The sequence below is a fragment of the Leptospira koniambonensis genome (genome assembly GCF_004769555.1).
GTDB lineage: Bacteria > Spirochaetota > Leptospiria > Leptospirales > Leptospiraceae > Leptospira_B > Leptospira_B koniambonensis.
This window is the reverse complement of record NZ_RQFY01000009.1, coordinates 1-740: the sequence shown is the minus strand read 5'-3', so window position 1 is coordinate 740 and position 740 is coordinate 1. Positions and strand designations below refer to the sequence as shown.

The window sequence follows — 740 nt, the reverse complement described above, 5'->3', positions numbered from 1 at the left end:
ATGGCATGATCCAGAGCCTTATGTTCGGTATGAAGGGATGTTTGTGGATGGATATATGAATGGATATGGTAAGCTAATCTTTCCTGGTGATGGTCCGGATGGAACGGATCGAGTTCAAGAGGGAGAATGGGATGGTAAACATCATTGCAGTGGACCCAAATGTAATGGAGCTTTAAAGCCTCCTTCTGAAGAAGAGTGGGGAGAGGACGCTAATCAATAAATGTCCTCGCCCAAAAACTGTCGCTTGTATAGTATGCATTAGAAAACGGTAAACAAGTTTATTGCATAGATAAAGTAACTTTTTTAACAACGATCTGCTGAAAATGAAGGATTAGACTTAGAAGAGAAATATATCGTAATACCCTTTGCGTCTTCGCGTCTTTGCGTGAGAAAAACATCAAAGATAGTTTTGAGTGAATGGAGAATAGTGAAATACTAAAGCGACAGGGATCGCAGCGGAAATCCGGCGATGCACCATGTTGATAACAGAAGTTATTAAATTAGATAAAATTTATATGGTGCTTCGCTGATTGTAGCGTAGAGCCCGGTCCTGCGAAGCAGGAGTCGCCCCAAAACAATTACCTATCACCGGCGTTCAGAATTATCAGAAAGCGGAATCCGTTCCTTGGACCCTTCCGAGCTGGATGGAAAGACCAAATAATGGTTGGGCTCCCGTACACTAGTAGAATAGAAAGGATAATAAGATATGAGAATCGCATATAAAAGCTACTGGCTACTGT

At 41.8% G+C, this 740-nt stretch carries 1 pseudogene; it reads left to right on the top strand.

Annotated features, from left to right (window positions below):
* Window positions 1-220 (top strand): annotated as a pseudogene (locus EHQ52_RS17145) (hypothetical protein); the annotation flags it as partial.
* Window positions 221-740 lie beyond the last annotated feature (520 nt).